Annotated in this window: 20 protein-coding genes; 3 read left to right on the top strand and 17 right to left on the bottom strand. The window is 52.2% G+C overall.

The window, feature by feature from the left end:
* Window positions 1-72 precede the first annotated feature (72 nt).
* The 6 genes from tig to racE form a co-directional block, all read right to left on the bottom strand.
* The gene (gene tig, locus EDM59_RS17495; protein ID WP_122924764.1) at window positions 73-1,365 is read right to left on the bottom strand and encodes a trigger factor; all 1,293 of its coding nucleotides are present in this window, start codon (window positions 1,363-1,365) and stop codon (window positions 73-75) included.
* Window positions 1,366-1,491: 126 nt separating this feature from the next.
* Window positions 1,492-2,016 (bottom strand): metallophosphoesterase family protein, encoded by a 525-nt coding sequence (locus tag EDM59_RS17490; protein WP_122924763.1) that lies wholly within the window; start codon window positions 2,014-2,016, stop codon window positions 1,492-1,494.
* 46 nt (window positions 2,017-2,062) lie between these two features.
* Window positions 2,063-2,665, bottom strand: a complete 603-nt coding sequence (locus EDM59_RS17485) for an XTP/dITP diphosphatase (RefSeq protein WP_122924762.1) — start codon at window positions 2,663-2,665, stop codon at window positions 2,063-2,065.
* On the bottom strand, window positions 2,658-3,419 hold the full coding sequence (gene rph / locus EDM59_RS17480; RefSeq protein ID WP_122924761.1) for a ribonuclease PH: 762 nt from the start codon (window positions 3,417-3,419) through the stop codon (window positions 2,658-2,660). The genes EDM59_RS17485 and rph overlap by 8 nt, the downstream gene beginning before the upstream one ends.
* A gap of 354 nt (window positions 3,420-3,773) precedes the next feature.
* Complete coding sequence (locus EDM59_RS17475; RefSeq protein WP_122924760.1) at window positions 3,774-4,829, bottom strand: GerMN domain-containing protein; 1,056 nt, start codon at window positions 4,827-4,829, stop codon at window positions 3,774-3,776.
* A 77-nt stretch (window positions 4,830-4,906) separates the two neighbouring features.
* Window positions 4,907-5,719 (bottom strand): glutamate racemase, encoded by an 813-nt coding sequence (racE, locus tag EDM59_RS17470; RefSeq protein WP_122924759.1) that lies wholly within the window; start codon window positions 5,717-5,719, stop codon window positions 4,907-4,909.
* Between the two features lie 169 nt (window positions 5,720-5,888).
* Here racE and EDM59_RS17465 point away from each other — a divergent pair, with 169 nt between their 5' ends.
* Window positions 5,889-6,848: a superoxide dismutase gene (locus EDM59_RS17465; protein ID WP_122924758.1), complete on the top strand. Its 960-nt coding sequence runs from the start codon at window positions 5,889-5,891 to the stop codon at window positions 6,846-6,848.
* A 121-nt stretch (window positions 6,849-6,969) separates the two neighbouring features.
* Here the strand turns inward: EDM59_RS17465 and EDM59_RS17460 are convergent, their stop codons facing one another.
* Window positions 6,970-7,878 carry a PhzF family phenazine biosynthesis protein gene (locus EDM59_RS17460; protein WP_122924757.1) on the bottom strand — a complete coding sequence of 303 codons (909 nt, stop codon included), beginning with the start codon at window positions 7,876-7,878 and terminating at the stop codon, window positions 6,970-6,972.
* Window positions 7,879-8,005: 127 nt separating this feature from the next.
* On the opposite strand from EDM59_RS17460, the gene EDM59_RS17455 reads away from it, so the two are divergent.
* Together EDM59_RS17455 and EDM59_RS17450 are read left to right on the top strand one after the other, a co-directional pair.
* Window positions 8,006-8,884 carry a LysR family transcriptional regulator gene (locus tag EDM59_RS17455; RefSeq protein WP_122924756.1) on the top strand — a complete coding sequence of 293 codons (879 nt, stop codon included), beginning with the start codon at window positions 8,006-8,008 and terminating at the stop codon, window positions 8,882-8,884.
* 16 nt (window positions 8,885-8,900) lie between these two features.
* Window positions 8,901-9,278: a DUF3899 domain-containing protein gene (locus EDM59_RS17450; protein WP_122924755.1), complete on the top strand. Its 378-nt coding sequence runs from the start codon at window positions 8,901-8,903 to the stop codon at window positions 9,276-9,278.
* 59 nt (window positions 9,279-9,337) lie between these two features.
* On the opposite strand, the gene EDM59_RS17445 is transcribed toward EDM59_RS17450, so the two are convergent.
* From EDM59_RS17445 to EDM59_RS17400, 10 genes are all read right to left on the bottom strand, one after another.
* Window positions 9,338-9,946 carry a hypothetical protein gene (locus EDM59_RS17445; protein ID WP_122924754.1) on the bottom strand — a complete coding sequence of 203 codons (609 nt, stop codon included), beginning with the start codon at window positions 9,944-9,946 and terminating at the stop codon, window positions 9,338-9,340.
* Window positions 9,947-10,216: 270 nt separating this feature from the next.
* Window positions 10,217-11,167 carry an ABC transporter ATP-binding protein gene (locus tag EDM59_RS17440; protein ID WP_122924753.1) on the bottom strand — a complete coding sequence of 317 codons (951 nt, stop codon included), beginning with the start codon at window positions 11,165-11,167 and terminating at the stop codon, window positions 10,217-10,219.
* Window positions 11,164-12,186 (bottom strand): ABC transporter ATP-binding protein, encoded by a 1,023-nt coding sequence (locus tag EDM59_RS17435; protein ID WP_122924752.1) that lies wholly within the window; start codon window positions 12,184-12,186, stop codon window positions 11,164-11,166. The genes EDM59_RS17440 and EDM59_RS17435 overlap by 4 nt, the downstream gene beginning before the upstream one ends.
* Before the next feature lie 18 nt (window positions 12,187-12,204).
* On the bottom strand, window positions 12,205-13,140 hold the full coding sequence (locus tag EDM59_RS17430) for an ABC transporter permease (protein ID WP_183192946.1): 936 nt from the start codon (window positions 13,138-13,140) through the stop codon (window positions 12,205-12,207).
* Window positions 13,141-13,149: 9 nt separating this feature from the next.
* Window positions 13,150-14,082, bottom strand: a complete 933-nt coding sequence (locus EDM59_RS17425) for an ABC transporter permease (RefSeq protein WP_092274001.1) — start codon at window positions 14,080-14,082, stop codon at window positions 13,150-13,152.
* Window positions 14,083-14,099: 17 nt separating this feature from the next.
* Entirely contained in the window at window positions 14,100-15,530 is a 1,431-nt protein-coding gene (pepV, locus tag EDM59_RS17420) for a dipeptidase PepV (protein WP_122924750.1), read from the bottom strand.
* Between the two features lie 18 nt (window positions 15,531-15,548).
* Window positions 15,549-17,612, bottom strand: a complete 2,064-nt coding sequence (locus EDM59_RS17415) for a sigma 54-interacting transcriptional regulator (RefSeq protein ID WP_122924749.1) — start codon at window positions 17,610-17,612, stop codon at window positions 15,549-15,551.
* A 119-nt stretch (window positions 17,613-17,731) separates the two neighbouring features.
* Window positions 17,732-19,408, bottom strand: coding sequence for a peptide ABC transporter substrate-binding protein (locus EDM59_RS17410; RefSeq protein WP_122924748.1), 1,677 nt, complete (start codon window positions 19,406-19,408; stop codon window positions 17,732-17,734).
* 69 nt (window positions 19,409-19,477) lie between these two features.
* On the bottom strand, window positions 19,478-20,503 hold the full coding sequence (locus EDM59_RS17405) for an asparaginase (protein ID WP_122924747.1): 1,026 nt from the start codon (window positions 20,501-20,503) through the stop codon (window positions 19,478-19,480).
* A gap of 294 nt (window positions 20,504-20,797) precedes the next feature.
* Window positions 20,798-21,616 carry an SPL family radical SAM protein gene (locus tag EDM59_RS17400; RefSeq protein WP_122924746.1) on the bottom strand — a complete coding sequence of 273 codons (819 nt, stop codon included), beginning with the start codon at window positions 21,614-21,616 and terminating at the stop codon, window positions 20,798-20,800.
* Between the last annotated feature and the right edge of the window lie 28 nt (window positions 21,617-21,644).

The raw sequence follows: 21,644 nt of genomic DNA, 5'->3' as shown, positions 1-21,644 counted from the left end.
ATCGTGCCTTGTGTTTTCCAAAAGCAGCAAACGGTTGCCCGCCTACTGGTCAATCATTCGTTCTTCCTAAGCTTATGCACTTACTTTGCTTTCTGCAACCAGGAAATCTACTGTTTTGCGAGTTTGAACATCGCGGTACAGGGCTGCCATACCATCTTGAGCGGAGAAGATTTTACGCAGCTCGTCTGCAGGGCGGCCATAAACTCCAGCCAGCTTGTTCAGCTCTTCGTTTACATCTTCTTCTGTTGCTTCGATGTTTTCAGCTTTTCCGATTGCTTCCAGTGTCAGGGATGTACGAACACGGGAAGTTGCATCTGCGCGCAGTTGGTCACGCAGTTGGCTTTCGTCCATTCCGGAGAACTGGAAGTACAGCTCCAATGTCATACCTTGGTATTGGAGGCGTTGGCCAAACTCGTTTACCATTTGATCCAGTTCGTGTTCTACCATAACTGCTGGCAGATCGATCTCAGCGTTTTCAGCTGCTTTCAGAACGAGTTGCTCACGAACATATTGATCTTTGTCTTGCGCGGATTTTTCTTCGAGTTTTTTCTTGGTGTCAGCTTTCAGCTCTTCCAGCGTGTCGAACTCGCTCACGTCTTTTGCGAACTCGTCGTCCAAAACTGGCAGGTTTTTGCGCTTCAAGCTAGTCAGCTTCACTTTGAATACCGCTTCTTTACCTGCGAGGTTTGGAGAGTGGTATTCTTCTGGGAATGTTACGGTAATGTCTTTTTCTTCGCCAACATTCAAGCCTACTACTTGCTCTTCAAAGCCAGCGATGAAAGTACCGGAACCCAGTTCCAAAGAGTAGTCTTCTGCTTTTCCGCCTTCAAATGCTACACCGTCTTGGAAGCCTTCGAAGTCGATTACTGCCAGGTCGCCGTTTTGTGCAGCGCCCTCTTCAACTGCTACCAGTTCAGCATGACGCTCTTGCATACGCTTCAGCTCAGCATCAACGCTTTCTTCGGTTACAGAGAAGTCTTTTTCTTCGATGCTCAGGTTTTTGTAGTCGCCGAGTTTCACTTCAGGCTTCACAGTTACAGTCGCTTTGAAGATGAGGTTTTTTCCTTGCTCCATTTGTGCTACGTCAACTTCTGGACGGTCAACTGGCTCGATGCCAGCTTCTTTCACAGCTTGTCCGTATGCAGTTGGAAGCAGAATGTCGAGTGCATCCTGATACAAAGATTCTACACCAAAACGCGCTTCAAACATTTTGCGCGGAACTTTCCCTTTACGGAATCCAGGAACCTGAACTTTTTGTACCACTTTTTTAAACGCTTGGTCCAATGCTGCGTCTACTTCCGAAGCATCTACTTCAACCGTCAGGACTCCCTGGTTATTCTCTACCTTTTCCCAATTTGCTGCCACGTAAACTTCCCCTCCTAGATTGGATCAAAGAACACCGCCAGCCATAAAGGCTCGGACGATAATATTCTAGCCATTATAACCATTCTAGTATAGCACAAAACTTTTCATTTTCAACAAGACCCTGTTTTAGCGTCTAAGAGAGTATTTTCCTCCCAGACTTTTCACCGGGTTGCCCAGATGATCGTAGAAAGAAACCGAGACTTGCACGGCAGTGGATGTCACTCCTGTCTGCTCCAAAATCGCATAGGTCGGGACATCAAAACCGCGCGGCATCTGGAGGCTTCCGGGGTTGAGGAACAGGACATCCCGCTCCACACCACAGACGGGAACATGGGAGTGGCCAAAAATGACGACGTTTGCACCCGTCTCCTCTGCACGGTAATGGAGACGCAGCAGCGAGCTTTTCACGCCGAACAGATGGCCGTGGGTTTGCAGGATATGTAAATCATTCCATTTCGTCTGCTGCTCCGTCGGGACCGCCTTTGTGGTATCGCAGTTGCCCCGGACGAGCGTCATTTTGGAAAAGGGCTCTCGCGTATGATCCACACAGAAATCCCCGCAATGCAAGATTTTCTCTACTTTATGTCTGCCCACAGCTTGCGCAACTTCCCTCACCAGACCATGGCTGTCGCTCATCACCAGAATCCCCACCTGCGACCTCACTCTCCCGTTCTCTCTTTTAGCTGGCGCCGCTTGCTTACTTTTGCTCGCGCAGGACTTGCAGCAATTTTTGCATGGCGCGCGCTCTATGGCTAATCTGGTTTTTCTCCTCCGGCGCCAGCTGTGCCATCCTTTTATTTTGCTCGGGCAAATAAAAGACGGGGTCATAGCCGAAGCCGTTCGTCCCGGCCGGTTCACGTGCGATCACACCTTCGCAGGAACCACTCGTGATGACAGGCTCCCCACCTGGCACAACAAAAGCCAGTGTGCAGCGGAAGCGCGCCGTACGAGCCGCATCCGGTACAGCTTCCATTTCCTGCAGGAGCTTGCGCCAATTCTCTTCGTCGGTAGCGTCCTCGCCTGCATAGCGTGCCGAGTAAACGCCAGGTCTACCCTCCAGGGCATCGACCTCCAAGCCCGAATCATCGCCGATCGCAGGCATTCCCAAGTATGTAGAAATCGTCACTGCCTTTTTTATCGCGTTCGCTTCGAATGTTTCGCCATCCTCGACTACTTCAGGCACGTTTTCAAAATTCGCCAGGCTAACACCTTCCCAGCCTGCTTCCGCAAAGAGTCTGTTAAACTCTTTGACTTTTCCCTGGTTGCGCGTGGCGAGCACCACTTGTCTGCGTTCAGACATGGCTTTCCTCCGCTACATGGTCTGCAAACGTCAAAGGTACGTCAGCCAGGGCCTCTTTCTGTGCGGCAACCAGCTGGTTGATCCCTGCTTTCGCAAGTGCGATCATATCCTGCAGCTGTTCAGGCGAGAATGGAGCATCCTCCCCGGTACCTTGCAGCTCAACAAATTTGCCTTTGCCTGTCATGACGACGTTCATGTCTACGGTAGCTGTCGAATCTTCTTTGTAATTCAAGTCCAGCAGCGTTTCTTCCCCGATGACACCTACCGAGGTTGCTGCCAGAAAATCGTGCAGGGGCAGCTGCTTCCAGGTACCGCTCTCCACCAGCTTTTGCATCGCGTCAACCAAAGCGACGAATGCACCTGTAATGGAGGCTGTTCGCGTACCGCCATCCGCCTGAATCACGTCACAATCAATCCAGATCGTCTTCTCGCCCATCGCTTCCAGATGAACGACTGAACGCAGGGCACGCCCAATCAAACGTTGGATCTCCATCGTGCGCCCGCCTACTTTCCCTTTGGACGACTCCCGAGCATTGCGCGTTGCTGTCGCTCGCGGGAGCATGGAGTACTCGGCTGTGATCCATCCCTTTCCGCCACCACGCATAAACGGAGGTACTCGATCCTCCAGAGTTGCCGTACAAATCACCTTTGTATCTCCGACTTCGATCAAGCAAGATCCTTCTGCGTGTTTAATGTAATTGCGCGTAATCGTAACTGGACGCAATTGGTCATGGGCACGGCCATCCACTCTCATTCCAAGTTCCTCCTAAATCGCTTTGATACACTCCGCTCATTATACCAGAGGCAGGATTTGGTCTGCCACTGAACAAACGCCCAACGGCTATTTGCCTCAATTGCAAATATTCGCATGAATAGGATGATTCCTCCTTCGGGCGAGAAAAAGGGTTGCGATCGGTACACGTTTTACGCCATCCCCACCTGCGCCGGATGCTCACGGCGAATCGGCTTAGCGGCATCGGGGATTGGTTCAACAGCGTCGCCGTGCTCAGCCTGCTCATGGAATTGACGTCAGGCGCCATGGCTGACGAAAAAGCGTACAAAAAAACCACGCTCGCAGCACCGAACGTGGTCATTTGCCTCATGCAGATTAGAATTGCAGCGGATTTAGCTGAACGGGACGGCTCACCGGTTTGGTGTAGTCGCCATTCGCCAAGGGCTTGCCCTCCACCAATAGCTGCACTTTTGGTGCACCCGTGCTCTCCGTCAGTGACAAAACGAGCGACTCCAGTGCATCCGGACTTGCTTCCTTGCCTTCGTCATACTTGAGGATGTCGTTGCTCAGGTTGACAGTGAGCACGTCTTTCTCCTGTTTGACATCCAGGACGCGGGTCGTACGGAGCAGGGAGCTGAACAGCTGCGAGCCTTCTTTCGGCCCTTTGATCAGCTCTTCTACTGTCGCCTTCGCGATGTCTGCCGTAGCAGGAACCAAACGAGTCACAGGTACAAAATACGTACGGGAGTCATCCAGCTGCCCTTGGAAAAATACGGTCACGGACGATGTGTTGCCCGGAATGGCGCCATCCGCCAGCTCGAGGTTGACTCCATGACCGCGGTCGAGCTGCGTAATCGGCGTGCTGGCTGCCGGCATCTCCGTCAACGGCGTTCCATTCACCCAGATCTGCACCGTTTTGACGTTGCTGAACTCTGTCATGGCGCGAGTCACCGCATCCAGAATCCGCTTTTCGTCTTTTTCCTCATACGTCTTGAACTCTTTGGAAAAGTCGACGGTCGCTACTCCGTTTTTGATGACGAGGCCCTTCACTTCTGTCCCTTGCGGCAGTATGGCAGTGAATCCACCTTGGAGCAGGCTTTCTACCGGCCCACCTTTGACCATGTAGCTCAGAATCTGCTTGGCAACCCCTTCTTCTTTTGGAAGAGTCAAGGATACAGGCACGACGTACCCGTTCGGATCCTGCAAGTACACGGTACGCTCAGCCGTTCCCTGCACGACTGTCTCTGTTCCCTCTGTCGCTGCACCGTTGTCAGGCGACGTCAGATCCGGCACATCCACTGCCACCTGTGACTGCGGAGGTGCATCGATACTGGTCGCTTCCTTTTCCGGGCCAAAGAGACCGCAGCCTGATAGCAGCAAAGCGCTGACCCCTAGCACAGCTGTCGCTTGGCTAATGCTTCGAATCTTCATTTCCCAGCCCTCCTCGAGACACTTTGTACTACCATGTATACGAGCAGGGCTTGGGTTTATGCGTTCAAAGTCGACAATTACGACTGAAAAGACTTTTCCAGGGAGTGGTGTTCGACTTGCACCGGGCATTTCAGCCACTCTTCTGCGATGGAGCGGAAACGCGATGTTTCCCCGCTCGTCACAAACAAATGCTGTGGCACTTCCCGCGTCTGAATACTCTTGATCGCCGCAATCTGATTCGCGAGCTCACTGGCCGTTTCTTCGGCAGAATTGATCAAAGTCACCTGTTCCCCCATCACTTCCTGAATGATCGGTGCCAGCAGCGGATAATGCGTGCAACCCAGGATAAGGGTGTCCAGCTCTTGGCCGACGAGAGGTGCCAGTGTTTCCCGCACCACGCGGCGTGCCTCATCTGTGTCAGCCATATGGTTCTCCACCAACGGAACAAACGGCGGACAAGCCATGCCCGACACGATTAAATCGGGTTGAACACGCAGCAATGCGCGCTCATATGCTTTCGTACGGATCGTCGTCTCAGTGCCGATGACCCCGATATGACCCGTTTTCGTCGCTTTGACCGCAGCACGTGCTCCCGGATCGATCACGCCGATGACCGGCAGCGGCAAATCCGCCTTCGCTTCTTCCAGAACAACTGCAGTCGCAGTGTTGCATGCAATGACCAACGCTTTTAGCGGAGTCTTCATCACAAAATCAATCATCTGAAAACTGTAGGCACGAATTTCTTCCGGTGATTTGGAGCCGTACGGACAACGGGCATTATCTCCCACGTATACGATCCGTTCCTCGGGCAGCTGACGCATGACTTCCTTGGCTACGGTTAATCCTCCCACTCCTGAATCAATGACGGCTATAGCTCGCTCTCTACTCATGCAATTGTGTCTCCCCTGTTGTGATGAATATAGTACAGCATACCACTCTGACATGTGTGCTACTACCATATGCGTAGTTTAAATTTCTTGTACTCCGCGAATGCCGCACACACACTGGGCCCTTTTCATACGTTGGGAATGAGAATTGCCTAAGGCAGGAGGAATTCCCTTGGAAGAGCAAACCAAGCAGCTGCTGGACTGGAGTCAGTGGGGCCGTCAATGGATTGAACGCATGAGAGACCAGAAAAAATGGAATCGCGAGCTAGAGCATCACCTGCATAAATTCGAAGAAACCTTTATCCAATTGGGCAGAAAAGCAGCACGGCTGAATGCTGACACCCAATCCGAGGAGCTGCCTGTCCTATTGGCGCGCGCGGAAGAAGTACAGGAGCAGTTTCACCGTTTCCTGCGTCTGGTGCAGTTAAACGAGCCTGAGAAGGTTGATGCAGTCGTCACTCCCGTTTCCTACCCTTCCCAGCGCGAGCCTGTTCCTGTCGCCCGTCCGCTCTCCGCCGGCCGCCATACACTCCCCCCGCTCCCCTACAGCTACGATGCGCTGGAACCGCATATCGACGCGGAAACGATGCGGATCCATCATGACAAGCTGCATAAAAAATACGTAGACGACTTGAATACAGCCGAGCTGAAGCTGGCCGAAGCACGCGCCAACGGAAACTTTGATCTGATTCGGCATTGGGAGCGCGAACTGGCATTCAACGGCGCTGGACACTACCTCCATACGATTTTCTGGCCATCGATGAGCCCAAATGGGGGCGGGGAACCAAGCGGAGATTTGGCGGAAGCAATCCGGCGCTACTTTGGCTCGTACTCCTCGTTTCAAGCACAGTTCACCCAGGCGGCAAACAAAGTGGAAGGTCCGGGTTGGGCGATCCTCGTCTGGTCACCTCGCGCCCAGCATCTGGAGATTTTAATGGCGGAAAAGCATCAGAATCTGTCTCAATGGGATACGGTCCCGCTGCTCGCCCTCGATGTCTGGGAGCATTCGTATTTTCTGCATTACCAAAACGAACGGGACCGCTACGTAAACGCCTGGTGGAACGTCGTCAACTGGCGGTACGTCGAGGAGCGCTTTGCCCAAGCCCGCAAGCTGCGCTGGCAGCCATACTGATTTCAAGCAAAAAGTCCCCCTCACTCTCAGGACTGACCCTCGTCCGCAGGACAGATTCGTCTCACATTACGGGGTCAGTCCCTTTCGCCATAGGCAAATGAAGGGGACTTTCTTTTTGAAGTTATGACTCCGCTTTCAGGCGAAGCTGACCCGCAATCGTGACATGGGCAGCGCCACCGACGCGAATGACCGGCGTTTCCCCTGTCATTTCTACCGTTACATACAAGGTACCCGGGCGTTGGATCGCATGCCCTTGCCCCACGACGAGGTGATGTACGCTTCCTTTTTCCAAAATGCCTTCCAATGCAAAGTAACCTGCCAGAGCCCCATTGGCTGCACCTGTTACGGGATCTTCAGGGATGCCAATCGCCGGAGCAAAATCGCGCGTGTACACATCGTAGCCTTGTGGTCCATTCCATGTGAACAAATGCGTGGTAGTAATTTTGTGTTTCCGATTCAATGCTTCCAGCTCTGGAAACAGCGGCACAGCCCGGTCAATCGCCTCATGTGTGCGTACCGGAACCAGCAAATGCAATCCACCCGTGGAAGCCAGCTTCATCGGGTAGTGATCGTCCAGATCTTCCGGGCGAATGCCTACCATACGTGCTACCTCTGCTTGATCCAGCTCGATCTCACGCACAGATGGCGCAATCTGGGTCATTGTCACCTTTTTTAGCTGCCCCGCTTCGACGTCAAGTGTCACCGGAATCAGCCCGACATTGGTCTCGAATACAATCGGACGTCCCTTTTCCAGCCATCCTCTTTCAGTTGCCAAAAGCCAGGTCGACCCGACTGTGGCATGGCCGCAAAAATTGATTTCGGTCGTAGGGGTAAAGTAGCGGATACGAAAATCGGCTTCCGGGTGATCGCTTGCCATCAAAAAAGCCGATTCAGGAAGGTTTAGCTCGTTGGCAATCTGCTGCATTTGCTGTACAGTCAACGTATCAGCATCAGGAACAACGCCAGCGGGGTTTCCTGCGAAAGAATCTTGCGTAAACGCGTCCACGTGATAGACATTTACCAATTTCATTTTGCTCTCTCCTTTAGAAGTCTCGGGTCTGCTTCCTTGTTTATTATCATAATTCTGCCACGATTCTGTGTAAAATGAGAGTTTCCCATGCTAGACATGACATTTCCTTCATGAAAGGACGAGAAGCATGACCTTGTTTCAAATCGAAGTGCTGGTAGCGGTTGCAAGCATTGGTAACTTCACACGGGCAGGTGAGGAGATCGGACTGAGCCAATCAGGGGTGAGTCATACGATCGGTACCTTGGAAAAGGAGCTGGGCGTCTCCCTGTTTGTGAGGAATCGCACGGGCGTACAGCTTACCGCAGCCGGTGAAGAAATCGTTGCCTCTGCCCGATTGATTTTGCAGCATTCATCACGCATCAAAGAAATTGCAGCGAAGTCATCCGGCCTTTTACATACGACGATTCGCATCGGTTCTTTCCCCAGTGCCACCGAGCATTTCGCGCATCCGCTCATCCGGGAGCTGGGCAGCCTGTATCCCCACCTGGAAACGCGTCTTTTTGAGGGGACGTATCCTGAGATCAAAGAGTGGATTCACTCTGGCGTCATCGATGTGGGATTTCACATCCTGCCGGAAGAAGGGCTGGAAGGGATTTTACTCAGGAAGGATCCGCTAAAGGCCGTCCTGTCCTCAGAGCATCCGCTGGCAAATGAAAGAGCGCTCACCTTTGAGCAGCTCGCCTCTGAGCCGTTTATCATGCCCATGGCCGGCTGCGAGGTTCTGCTGCATCAGGAATTTGCCAAAAGAAGCCTAACACCACAGATTAAATACGAGGTCGTCGACAACACGACGATTCTGGCTATGGCAGAAGCCGGCATTGGCGTGACCGTCGTCCCTGAGCTCACGCTGCCCTCTTCGTTGCCAAACGTGAAAGTGATCGAGCTCTCACCGCCTGTCTATCGGCAAATTGGGCTCGTCGTCCGCTCTCTTGCGGCCTGCTCGCCATCCACACTGGCCTTTATGCGGGAGGCAGAGCGGTTGCTCACTACCCCTACATTGAAGTAAAGGACGTGCACCCGCCATGAAAAAATGGACGTACCCGCTACTCGCGCTCATGATCGCGAGCGGCGTCGTGCTAGGATTCATCACCCAGACATCGAGCCTCTTGCCGCTGATTAATAACAGCTTTCTCTACGGACTCTTTTTCGTCATCTTCGGCTGTATCATCCTGGTCATTCGCTCAGGGTTCTTCACCGCTTTCGCACGCGGCTTCCAGCAGTTAAAAGACATGATCTTCCGCAAGCCACGCGTCCTGGAAAGCGATCTTTATTCGGTAGAGGATGCTTCTTTTCGGCGAAAAAAGGAGGCGATCATGCGAGGCGGAACGTCGCTATTGCTCGTATCCGGTTTCGGGATGATCCTGTTTTCCCTGGTCCTCACCTGCTTCTACTACGTGTAACGAAATGGCAGGGCAAGAATTCTTCTATCGAAAGCATGACCATGCACATGTAGAATAGGTCATGCTTTTTTAAGTTCAAAGGATGTTGCCTCTAATACCAAGATAACCCTATCATTATTAACAATAAAAAAACTTAGAGGTATGCCAAGTTTTGTAGAAGAGTCATTGATTACTATGTATTTTACTTTATCATTGATATTTATATTTAAAGGATCGGGATCTGTTTTAAATAAACGATAAAAAGAGTCTGAGTTATAGCATATAAATTCTAGCCTATATATTGGGTTTTTCAGTTCATGTTGATAATCCTTATAGTTTTTAAGTCCTTTTGATGAAAAGAAGTCTTTTTTGATTATAAATTCATCACCAATCATTTTTTGCCCTGTTGGATATTCAGAAGCATCATTGTATGAATTTGCAAACCCCAAAAGTTTCTCAACTTTCCAAGTTCCATAGAAAAGCTTTTCAGTTTCACTATCCAAATTTGTCCATACCCCATCACAATATTCAGCGGTATTTTCTGGAATATTGGGCTCATCCGTTTCAGATTCATGCTCACGGGTAGTATTTGTTTGAGAAATATTTGCAGTTGATGTTGTTTCAACATTTTCACAAGCCGACGATAGCATCAACATGATCGTAATACAAAGCATTAATCCTTTTTTCATATTGGACACCCTTTTTTTATTTTTTTACTAACCTGCCTCGATAATAAAGGGCTACTACAGCATTTTGACAAACGCAAACTTCTAACAAGTTGTCATCTGTAAGGAACCAACACTCTTTCGCCTGTAACAATTGCCCACTGATATAGTAACAAAAAATAGGGCACGGGAACCATTGCGATTCCGTACCCTATTTGTGTTGCGAATTTCATATTTGTGATTCAAAAGGGAACGTCTTAGCAAAATCGGAACGTCTCTTTTTTCGTTGTATCCTTACCCCTCAAACAAATGACAAGCGACCCAGTGACCCGCCTCCGCTTCCTTCCAAATCGGCTCCGCCTGTGCGCATCGCTCCATCGCTGCCGGGCATCTCGTCCGAAATCCGCATCCGCTCGGTTTGTTGGCAGGGCTCGGCAAATCCCCATGCAAAACGATTCGCTCCCTTTTGATCGTGGGATCAGGCACGGGTACAGAGGAAAGCAGGGCTTGGGTATACGGATGCAGCGGTCGCGCGTACAAGGCATCGCTTGCGGCGAGCTCTACCATTTTCCCCAGGTACATGACTCCGATGCGGTCCGAGATATGCTTCACCATCGACAAATCATGGGCGATGAACAAATAGGTCAAGCCCCGGTCACGCTGCAAATCCTCCAGCAAATTGACGACCTGTGCCTGAATGGATACATCGAGCGCCGAGATCGGCTCGTCCGCAATGATGAATTCCGGTTCCACCGCGAGCGCTCTCGCAATGCCGATACGCTGCCGCTGTCCGCCGCTGAATTCATGAGGAAACCGCTGCGCATGCTCCTTGTGCAAGCCTACGAGAGACAACAGCTCGGCTACCCGCTCCCGGCGCATCCCTTTGGATAGTCTGTGGATATCCAGCCCTTCCGCAATGATGTCTTCCACAGTCATACGTGGATTCAAGCTGGCCTGCGGGTCCTGAAAAATCATTTGAACGTCGCGGTTGAACTGTCCGACTTCCTTCCCGCGAAGCTGATGTACGTCTTTTCCTTTGAAAAGCACTTCTCCGCCCGTATTTTCATAGAGCCGGATAATCGTGCGGCCAAGCGTCGATTTGCCGCAGCCACTCTCGCCTACCAGCCCTAAGGTCTCTCCCTTTTGAATCGTAAAGGAGACACCATCTACGGCTTTCAGCTCAAAATCGCCACCGATGGAAAAATACTTTTTCAAATCGCGAACTTCAACCAATGCGTCCGTCATACTCCTTGCCTCCCTGCTGCAACCAGCTCATCGATGCGCGGCGCTCGTGAATCATGCAGCCAGCATGCTGCTCTGTGATTTCCGCCAAAATCCGTCGCTGCCGGCATCTGCTGATCGCAAATTTCCATCGCAAAGTCACAGCGAGCTGCAAACGGACAGCCCTTTGGCGGATTGAACAGGTCTGGCGGGGTGCCATCGATCGGAACCAACCGCTGTTTCTCCCCTTCATCCAGTCGGGGCAGCGACCTCATCAATCCCCATGTATACGGATGGCGCGGATTGGCGAAAACATCTTCCACAGAGCCCGTCTCCACCACGATTCCTGCGTACATGACAACCATCCGATGCGCAATTTCTGCGACAACACCCAGGTCGTGCGTGATGATGACGACGGACAGCTTCTGCTCTTCCTGCAATCTGTGCAGCAGATCCAGAATCTGCGCCTGAATGGTCACGTCCAAAGCAGTGGTCGGCTCATCGGCGATCACGAGCTTTGGCTGACACGCGAGCGCAATGGCGATGACGACCCGCTGGCGCATCCCTCCACTAAACTGATGCGGGTACTGGTCTACTCGATCCTCAGGGTCGGGAATGCCGACAAGCCGCAGCATTTCAATCGCCCGCTTTCGTGCTTCCTCTCGCGTTACCTTTTGGCTGCGAACGAAGCCCTCTACAATCTGCGCGCCTACTTTCATCGTCGGATTCAGCGCAGTCATCGGGTCCTGAAACACCATGCCGATCTCGGAGCCGCGAATTTTGAGGAGTTCGCTTTTCGGAAGCTGGCTGATTTCCCGGCCCTCAAAGACGACCTTTCCACCAACGATCTTGCCTGGCGGATTTGGAATCAGGCCCATGATGGCCTGCGCGGTCACGCTTTTGCCGCAGCCGCTCTCCCCTACGATCGCAACGGTTTCCCCTTTATCCACGTGGAAGCTGACGCCGCGAACCGCCTGCACTTCTCCGCCGTACGTTTTAAAATTCACTTTTAGATCATCTATCTCAAGCAAATGCTTGGTCATCGCAAAGGCCCCCCATTCCTAATCGCGCAAACGTGGATCGAGCGCGTCCTGCAAGCCGTCCCCAAATACGTTGAAAGCGAACATCGTCAGCGAGATCATCAACGCCGGGAAAAACAGCCGCCACCAGTCTCCAGTCAAAATAACGCCCAAGCCGTCGTTTGTCATCGTCCCCCAGCTGGCTACCGGAGCCTGTACACCCAATCCCAAAAAGCTCAGGAACGATTCGGCAAAGATCGCAGAAGGAATGGTAAAGGTCAGATTGACAATGATGACGCCGAATGTGTTCGGAATCAGGTGCTTCAAAAGGATACGGGAAAATTTGGCGCCCAATACCTGTGCTGCCAGGATGAACTCTTGGTTCTTCAGCTGCAGAATTTGCCCGCGCACGAGCCTCGCCATGCCTACCCAGCCCGTCGCAGAGAGCGCGATGATAATCGTCAGGAGCCCCGGCTCCATCACGACCATGAGCAGGATCACGACAAGCAAATACGGCAAGCCATACAAGATCTCAATGACCCGCATGATGATGGTATCGATCCGCTCTCCACGCTTGCCGCGTCCAGCCATGTAGCCGGCAATGCCTCCGACGGCCACTCCGATGATCAAGTCGATGAGGGCTGCGACTACACCAATGGTCAGCGAGATGCGCGCTCCGTACCAGGTACGCGCAAACATATCACGGCCGAGCTCGTCTGTACCAAACCAATGCTCTGCGGATAGCTCCTGATTTTTCATCAGAAGACTTTGATCCGAATAGCTGTACGGCACTAGATTGGGGCCGATGATCGCCATCGCAATGAGCACCACGATGATGACAAGCCCCAGCATCGCCAGCTTGTTTTTCACCAGCTTGCGGATGACTTGCTGCCCAAATGAAAGACTCGGCCTCGAAATCGCTTGGGCCTGTGCGTTCTTGGACAACGGGCGAAATAAAGGGTCTATTCTTTGTTCCATCGCCACTGTTTATCTCTCCTTGTTGGTCAACTTGATCCGCGGGTCAATCAGCGTATACGCGATATCGATGAGGAAGATGGTCACGATCAGGATCGCGCTGTAAAAAATCGTCGTGCCCAAAATGACGGGATAATCCCGGTTGAAAATACCGTCTACGAAATACTTTCCGATGCCCGGAATCGCAAAAATCTTCTCTACCACAAACGTCCCGGTAATCAAGGAAGCGATCAGCGGTCCCAGAAACGTGACGACAGGTAGAATCGCGTTGCGGATGCCGTGCCGGATGACGATGAGGAACGTAGGGATCCCTTTTGCCTCTGCGGTCCGGATGTAGTTCTGGTTCATCACTTCAATCATGCTGGCACGCATATAGCGAGTGATGACCGCAACGGGTCCAAATGCGAGAGCCAGGGAGGGTAGCACCGTATGCATCCACGTACCCCAGGTTGCGACCGGAAAGATCGTCAGCTTGATTGCGAAAAAATTGATCAAAAGAGGCGCCATGATGAAGCTGGGAACGGCTACCCCCAGAACGGCCAATGCCATCGCGATGTAATCAAGCGGCTTGTTGCGGTTTAGGGCAGCGATGATTCCAAATGTGATGCCCAGGATTAGCGCAATCACAATAGCTTGGGCTCCCAGCCAAGCGGAGGCACCGAAACCATCTGCGATCATATCATTCACACCGCGTGAATCGGATTTGATCGATGGCCCCAAATCGAGCATGACCAGGTTTTTTAAATACAGCACATACTGTACGGGCAAGGGTTCATCCAGATGGTATTTCGCCCGTAAATTGGCGAGAATTTGCTCCGGCAGCTGATCGGACTCGGAGGCAAACGGATTGCCCGGGATGGCATGCATCAGAGAAAATGTCAGCGTCACGATGATCCACAGGGTGACCAGCATCATCAGCACGCGTTTGACCAGAAAGTTGGACACAGGTAGCGCCTCCTTGTTTATTTGGCAAGCTCTGCGATGGCATGTGCGTAAATCCCCATCGCACGCAGCAAATCGTTGATGTCGGCATATTCGTCCGTGAGGTGTGCCATGGATTCCTTGCCAGGGAAAAGCGGTCCGAATGCGACGCCTTCGCTCATAATCTTGGCGTAGGTGGCTCCTCCCGAAGACAGCAGATGGGCCGGCAAGCCTGTATGCTCCTCGTAGACGCGTGACAGCGTCTGGATGACAGGACGATCCTTTGGCACATAGTGCGATTTGGAGGTACGCAGGTTGGAAATCGTCCAGCCGAGCTCATCCACTCTTTGCGTCAGCTTTTCCACGTACTCTTCACAGGAGACGGTAGCGGGATAACGGATATTGAGCCGCACACTCCCTCCCTCCAAGCGATCGTACCTCAAGATACCTGCATTGACCGTCAGCTTCCCTGACACTTCATCCTCACAGGCCACATGCAGCCGCTCGCCATAAAAATCTTCGTGCAGTACTTCGCCAAGCAGCGATAAGAACGAATAATCGGAAGCTTCAAAATTCAAAGTAAGCAAAAACGCAGCAAGCAATGTGCCAGCATTCACCCCATTTTGCGGGACCATGCCATGTGCAGGTTTGCCGTGGATCACAAATGTGAGATCGCCAGCCTCCGTGATCTCAAGCTCCCCTGTCGTTGCCCGCGCCGCCAAAAACGCTTCCCAGCCGCTCTTCACTTCTCGCTGCCATTCTGGGCTTGTCTTCTGCGGTGCTTTTACAGCTGCCCGCGCCGATTCCGGTACGCTGTTTCCTTGATCGCCCGATTGAAAGGACAGCAGCTGAAAGCATGCATCCGTGTCAGAGCTCACTTGGGCTGGAAGCGCCAAGGTTGGATTGATCTGACCTTTTTCCGCATGCGTCATGGGAAAGGATGAATCCGGCGAAAACCCGATTTGCGGGACTTTATCGTGCAGAGCGAAGTGCTTCATGCACAGCCAGCCGCTCTCTTCGTCCCCTCCGATGATCAGCCGGACTTTTTTGGTTAGCGCGATGCCTGAGTCCTTCACCATTTTCAAGGCGTAGTAAGCGGCTAGTGCTGGCCCTTTGTCATCGATCGCGCCTCGTGCGTATATTCTGCCAGCTCGAACAGTCGGTTTGAAGGGAGGAGTCGTCCAGCCCTCGCCAACCGTGACCACATCGACATGGACGAGCACCCCAATTTCTTCTTCTCCTTCTCCGTATTCAATGACACCGGCATAACCGTCAACATTCCTCGTATGAAAGCCATCGGACTCGCCGCGGGCAAGCATATATTCCAGCGCCGCAGCGACTCCTTCTCCAAATGGCTTGCCCTCGGCGGCTGTGCTCATGTCCTCGATGCTGTTAATGGACAAAAACGAGTGCAACTCTTTTACGAAACCATCCCGATGAAGCAGTGCCTGCTGTTGCCAATAATCCTTCATATCGTAGCCTCCATTCACTCAAGATCTCGACGACTTCAGATAAGCAAGCAACGCTTCTCCTTTGGAGGATATTTGACTGCCCTGTCTGCCTTTGCCGACATGGATCAGCTCATCCTGCTGGAGCAGCTTCAAACGATAGCGCAGCTGCTGCGACGATACCTGAAGCCCACTCTCCTGCAGTTGCTCTACGAGGTTGTAACGCCCTTGCCCGCCTTGACTGAGCTGCTGCAAAATCGCCGTCATTTCCTCCAGAAAGCCGCGCTTCCCGTATTCCGCGATCATCGCTTCGCATTCCCGATCCATCGCGACAGAAGGCAAAGGAGTGTGCGTGACCTCGCGCAAAAACGGGAGGTGACAGCTGTATGCCTCGTCGTCTACGATGTGGGCCAAATACTCCACGACATTCTCCAGCTCACGAATGTTGCCCGGCCAATCGTAATCAAGCAGGGCTTTCATCGCTTCTGCTGAAAGAGTGAAGGGAGGTCGTCGCAGATCAAACGAGTACTTTTTCACGAAATGCTCGACTAGCCAAGGGATATCCTCCCGCCGCTTGCGCAGAGGCGGTAGATGGATCGGCAAAATGTTCAGGCGGTAGTAGAGATCCGCACGAAAAGTTCCTTCCTGCACCATCTGCTGCAAGTCCTGATTGGTCGCTGCAATGACGCGTATATCTGTGGGAATGACCTTACTCCCTCCGACGCGCATGATCTGGCGCTCTTGGAGGACACGCAAGAGCCTATTTTGTATCGCGCCGCTGGCATCCCCGATCTCGTCCAGGAAAATGGTTCCTTTATGGGCCAGCTCGAACCAGCCGATATGTCCGCCTTTCCGCGCCCCCGTAAAAGCGCCTTCCTCGTAACCGAACAGCTCGCTCTCCAGCAAGGATTCGGAAATAGCAGCGAAGTTCACCCCTACAAACGGCTCTCTGCGCCGAGGCGAAGCGTTGTGGATAGCCTGGGCGAGCAATTCCTTTCCTGTCCCCGTTTCTCCCAGAAGCAAGACGGTGGAATTGCTCCTAGCAATCTTTTTAGCAATCTGAATCACCTGCGAAAACGTGGCACTCGCACCGTAGATATCGTCAAACTGGTATTTCGCTACGAGACCTTTGCTGTAAAGACGAAGCCGGTATTCGTGCTCCATTTTTTCAATGTCGGCCGCCTTGCGAAACAGGATCAGACTCCCTAGAAAGCTTCCTTCCATCACGATGTGCATCTTGCGAAAAAAGTAGGTTTTGTTCGCCCAATCTACCAATACATCCTCATTTTCCTCACATTGCTGGATGGCTTCATAAAAATCAGGCGGCAGGCAGACCGCTGACTTTTCTCCCACCACATGGACGCCATGCAGATTAAGCGAGTCCACTGCCTTTTGATTGACGAACCGGACGATCTCGCTTTCATCAAACGCGATAACAGCATCCTCGATTCGGTTCACGATGGCTTCCAAATATTCACTCAACAAATGAGCATGCTGAATTTCCTTGTTCAGTTCCTTCGTGATGTAAATTAAGGACTGCATGGCTCGTGCCGTCACTTTTTGAAAATTGTCGCTGTTGAAGTGGGCGTAGATCGCGAGCAGCGTAGACAAATCGATGACGCGAAACCCGATGTCCACCACCTTGCGGATATGGGGAGGGACATGCTCTGCTTCTCCTGGCGTCACGGCGATCTCGACGTCAGGCGGGTAATCGGCTCCCGGGTAGTACGGATACACTTCAAAGTCCATACCTGATGCGCGTAATAGCTCTACATTTTCCTGCGCCGTTTCCGCTGTATCGCTCACCAGCAGCACCTTGACACCCTTGGGAATTTCCAGCATCTCGCGCAGGTTGTGATAGGGCAGCATTCGCTTGGCAACGATCAGCTTGGATCCAGGTGGCACATACGACTCTACCTGGGGAACTATGCTTTTGGTAGAGAGCACGACCAGCGATCCTGGCGTAATCGGACGAAACGGCAGCTGGTCTACCCGAATCGCCTCGATGTGGATGTCCTCCGAGATTCCAAGCTCATGGCACTGACTGACAACTGACTGCAAAAACTCATCCATTTTGGCTACAAACGTGACTGTTCTCTTCTCCATAACATTCGCTCCATACTCTTCTTCGGTGATCGAAAGCGCCAAAACGTGTAAGACGTCGATGAAAACGGGAAAGCGAAGACCAGAGCCGAAAAGCAGGCGGCTCCAGTCTTCCTTCTACCTTACTTCTTCCCAATTTCCACCCATTTGTAATCAATGGTTCCTACCGGGTGGCGGATGATACCTTTAATATTTGACTGATCCATATACACTTTTGTTCCGAAGTAGATAGGCACCAGTGGCATATCATCCATGAAAATCTTCTCCGCGTCATGCATCAGCTTGAATCGTTCCGTCTCATTTGCCGTATTGCGGATTTTTTCTACGAGTGCGTCATAATCTTTGTTGCTGTAATTGATGCGGTTGCCCGGGTGGTCTGTCACGAACAGCTCCAGATAGTTCACAGGATCGCCGTAGTCCGCCGGGATCGTGGAACGGGAGAACTGCAGCTTGCGGGCACGCTGATCTGCCAGGAATACGTTCCATTCCTTGTTTTCCAGCTTTACATCAACACCGAGGTTTTTCTTGTACATTTCCTGGAGTACCTGGGCGACCGCTTTGTGCGTATCGCTCGTGTTAAAGGTAAGGGTTACTGGCGGCAGTGTCGTCCAGCCCTCTTCCTCCATTCCTTTTTTCAGCAGCTCTTTCGCTTGCTCGACATCATTGTCTTTGAAGAAGTCTCCACCCTTTTCGCGGAAATCTCCGCCCTCCGGCTCAGGGAATCCGAGCGGCACGTGTGCGAGCGCAGCTGGCTGTTTGCCTTGTACGACATTTTCGATCAAGGTCTTGCGGTCGATGGCCAGGGCAAACGCCTTGCGCACATTGACGTTGGTAAACGGCGGCATGGTTGTGTTCATGCGGTAGTAGTAGATGGATGCTTCCGGCTCTACCTTTGCCTCACCCGAGTCGATCAATTCCTTTTTCATATCGATCGGAACGGTCTGCACCATGTCCAATTGACTGGTTTTGTACATCTGATATTGCGTGTTTTCATCGTTGACCATGACCCAATCGATTCCTGCGAATTTGACGGAGTCCTTGTCCCAGTAGCCGTCGTTCTTCACTACCTTCACGGATTGGTCATGCACCCAATCTTCCATTTTGAACGGCCCGTTCGTCACGAGAGAGGACGCGTTCTCTGCCCATTTCGGATTGCTCTCGACTACCTTCTTGTTGACAGGGAAGAAAGTCGGCTGGGTGATAATGTGCAGGAAGTAGGCCGCAGGTGCGTTGAGATGGACTTCAAAAGTCTTGTCGTCCAAGGCTTTCACTTTCACCCCGTCCGCTGTTCCCTCTCCTTTGTTGAATTCTTCGCCGCCCTCGATGTAGTACGCCAGGAAGGCCGACGGAAATGCGTTGTTCGGGTCGAGAATCCGCTTGAAGGCAAATTCAAAGTCTTGGGCCGTCACTGGATCGCCATTGGACCATTTGCTGTCGCGCAGTGTGAAGGTATACGTCTTTCCATCTTCGCTGACGGTCCATTTCTCTGCCATCGCCGGTTGAGGCTTGTGATCTTTGTCCAGTCGGACCAAGCCCTCCATGGTAGCATTCAACACCTCATTGGACGTGCTGTCAAAACCTTTCGGCGGATCGAGTGAAGGCGGCTCCGTTTTCAGATTCAGCCGGAGCTTGGCTGTCATGTCAGCTTGTCCGCCAGCATCCTGAGTCGCTTGCCCTGGTGTTGATCCCCCTTGCGCACCTTGCTGTGGCGGCGCTGCCGATTGGCTACAGCCAGTGACTGCGAGTACAGCCAGAAGAGCAGCTGTGCTGAGAACCTTCCATGCTTTTTGCCTTTTCATTTGTGTAAGACCCCCTTATTCTTTGCCACATGAGTATATGGATAAACAGCCCCCGAAGAGAGAAGCCATTTATGCACGAAGAGATTGCTTGACTGCCTCGAGCGTAAACGCGGTTTCAATGCGACCCACTGTCGACCCGCTCATGTTTTTGATCAACGGGTTGGTGTAGGCACCGAGCTCTTCCAAAGGACCATCCGTGCCTATTCCGAGCTGACGAAGCACTTCATTGACCACCGGATTGATCGCTCTGGCGCCTCCGTCCTCGATTTTCACCGCAACGCCCAAGCCCGTTTTGCGGTCTCCCAGGCAATAGACGGATTCGGCACCTGCCTTGCCAACGATTCTTCCTTTAAAAGCGGTCATCAGGTCCGTGCAGTATCGGTTGTTGCCGCCTACCATCTCGGGATGGGCTGTCATGGCATCGGTGATTCGCTGGATCGCCTTCTGACGTTCAGGACTTTTGACGACTTCCGGCTTCGCCAGTTTGGCAAATGCCCAGGCGTAGTTGGCCAAAGGCAGCTCGTGGACCGGCACTCCACAGCCGTCCGTTCCCATGTAAATCTTTTCTTTGGGATAGCCCGTGATGTCTTCCACGACGTCGAGAATGCGCTGCTGCACCGGGTGGTCTGGCAAGTGATAGGTGCTGACATCCTCTCCCATATGCGTCGCTGTGGCGATCATACCGGAATGCTTGCCTGAGCAGTTGCTAAATACAGGTGTCAGAGACTTCCCTTCGCGGATCAGCTGTTTGTAGCTCTCCTCATCACGCGGCACATGTGTTCCGCATTGCAGCACGGCTTCCGGCTGACCTGCGCGCGTAAGGATTCCCATCGCTCGAGAGCGATGACGCTGTTCCCCACTGTGAGACGCGCAGCAGAGTGACAGATCGGCAGGCTCCAGTCCGAATCGATCGGCAGCTCCCGTCTCCACGATCGGAATCGCCTGCAGCGGCTTCATGCTGGACCTTGCGTACGTGAGTCGAAATGGATCGCCATAGGAGTAGAGCAGAGTACCATCAGGATGTACGACAGCAATATGGCCGAGATGGGAGCTTTCTACCTTCTCGCCCCGGTATACGTTTGCTACCACGTTCATAACAAGTCTCCTTTGACTGCGTTAGTTTGAATGTTTGTACTTTTCTTACTAAGCAAGTCACGTGCCAACGCTAAAAAATGTACCGCAACCATCGTTTCTTTCCCATTTTTCCAATAAAAAGGGGACAACCCGTTCCAAGCTGCCAACAAAATAGGTTAACCTATTTCATACAATAGGTTCATTCATTCCGGTAACAGGTTAACCGCTCCTGGTTTCCACAAAAAAACACCCTACATTCCCGTACTTTCCGGAAATAGGGTGCTGAGTTCTTTCTATCTATATGCCATGCGTACGTTAGGGAGCAAACCCGTTTTGACTCACGTAGATCTGATCAGCAGAGAATACTTGTCTCATTCGCTCCAGGACGATTTTGTACGCATCAGGATGATACCATTCCAACAGTCCCAGCTCCTCGTACCTTTTGGAAATACCGAGACTTCGCGTCCTTTTGCCACCGCTGCCATCTCCCATAAAATAGTCGTCCACGCAGACACGATTAACAAGAGGAACTAGCCTATCTGGAAAGGCTTCACTGCTCGGCAATAACGGAGCAATCGTCGCTTGCGTAGGCACTCCCGCTTCTTTTAACCGCTCCAAGGCCTTGAGCCTTGCTTGGATCGGAGGAGCCACGGGCGAAAACGCTTTGCGGATGTCATCGCAGTCTGTCTCTATCGTCATGCTGACCCGGACTTTGTCTTCGAGTTTTTGCAGCAAGTCGATATCGCGGGTGACGAGAGGGCTCCGTGTTTGTACGAACAGAAAATCGGGAGGATCCTCTACCATCACGGCCAGCAGCGAACGCGTAACCTCTTCTTTAAATTCGATAGGCTGGTAAGGGTCCGTGCTCGATGACATGAAAATGGTGACCTTCCCTTTGGCTTTGGCTCGGGACAGCTCTTTGCGCAACAGCTTTGCCGCTTCTTTCTTGATATCCACCCATGTGCCCCACTGCTGCGATCGAAAGAGGGATACGGGCATCTGCCTTACATAGCAGTACGAGCAGCCAAAGGAACAACCGGTATAAGGATTCAATGAATGACTGTAGTCTACTAGAAAGCCCGTTCCTTTATTCAAGAGCGTCTTCGGGTGCTTCTCTCCTATTTCCACATGCATGCCAAACCGTTCCCTTCCAGACGCGAGC

It is taken from the genome of Brevibacillus nitrificans, from assembly GCF_003710965.1.
GTDB classification, from domain to species: Bacteria; Bacillota; Bacilli; order Brevibacillales; family Brevibacillaceae; genus Brevibacillus; species Brevibacillus centrosporus.
This window is presented reverse-complemented; position numbering and strand designations above follow the sequence as displayed.